Raw genomic sequence first — 1,185 nt, 5'->3', positions numbered from 1 at the left:
AGCCGCGGCCTGCCAGTCGTGCTGGTCAACGTCGCGGGCGGCGCACCGGGCCGCACCGAGCAAGCGCCGCGCACCGCGCAGCTTCCGGCCGACTGGACCGAACTCGTGCCCGAACTGAACCGCCAGCCAGGCGACCACGTCGTGACGAAGCGGACCTGGGGCGCCTTCACCGGCACCGGTCTCGACGCACACCTGAAGGCAGCCGGTGTCACGCAGATCGTGCTGACCGGCGTCGCGACGAGCATCGGCGTCGAATCGACCGCGCGGCAGGCCTACGAGCTCGGCTACAACGTGACGCTCGCCGTCGACGCGATGACCGACCTCAACGCGGATGCGCACGTCAACAGCATCGAGCGACTGTTCCCGCGCCTCGGCGAGACCGGTACGACGCAGGACATCGTCGCGCTGCTCGACCGGCGCGGCGCGTGAGCGACCCACGCATCCAGCCGGCGCCGGGCCGCGCGGCCGGCCGGCTCGACCCGTCGATCTGGAAAGTCAGCGCGGTCGCGACGCTCGGTTCGCTGCTGTCGCAGCTCGACGCGACGATCGTCAACGTGTCGCTGTCGAGCCTCGCGACCGATCTGCATGCCAGCCTGGCGACGATCCAGTGGGTGACGAGCGGCTACCTGCTCGCGCTGACGCTGGTGCTGCCGCTGAGCGGCTGGCTCGTCGATCGCATCGGCGCGAAGGCGCTGTACCTGTGGTGCTTCTCGGCGTTCACGCTTACGTCGGCGCTGTGCGGGCTCGCATGGTCCGCGCCGTCGCTGATCGTGTTCCGCGTGTTGCAAGGCGTCAGCGGCGGCTTGCTCGCGCCGATGGCGCAGATGATGATCGCGCGCGTCGCCGGTCGGCAGATGGCGCGCGTGATCGGCTATGCGGCGGTGCCGGTGCTGCTCGCGCCGATCCTCGGCCCGGTCGTGGCCGGCGCGATCCTGCAGCACGCGTCGTGGCGCTGGCTGTTTCTGGTGAACCTGCCCGTCGGCGCGCTCGCGCTCGCACTGGCCGCGCGCTTCCTGCCTGGCGACCGGGACGATGCGCCGCGGCGCGCACTCGACTGGATCGGCCTCGCGTTGCTGTCGCCGGGCCTCGTGCTGTTCCTGTACGGCGTCGAGCGGATCGGCTCGGTGCCCGGCATCGCGGCGGTCGCGGGTTCGGCGCTGCTGCTCGTCGCGTTCCTGCGCGTCG

The 1,185-nt window shown here is 71.6% G+C and carries 2 protein-coding genes; both read left to right on the top strand.

Translation table 11 applies throughout. The annotated features are described in order from the left end of the window. Window positions 1-429: cysteine hydrolase family protein (locus JMF90_RS37885; RefSeq protein ID WP_201326425.1), on the top strand; the 429-nt coding region annotated here is incomplete at its 5' end. After that, on the top strand, window positions 426-1,185 hold a 760-nt coding region (locus JMF90_RS37880), incomplete at its 3' end, for an MFS transporter (protein WP_201326424.1). The genes JMF90_RS37885 and JMF90_RS37880, both read left to right, overlap by 4 nt.

The sequence above is a fragment of the Burkholderia sp. E168m23 genome, from assembly GCF_016586125.1.
GTDB lineage: Bacteria > Pseudomonadota > Gammaproteobacteria > Burkholderiales > Burkholderiaceae > Burkholderia > Burkholderia orbicola.
The sequence above is the reverse complement of the archived record's forward strand: the minus strand, read 5'-3'. Positions and strand labels throughout refer to the sequence as shown.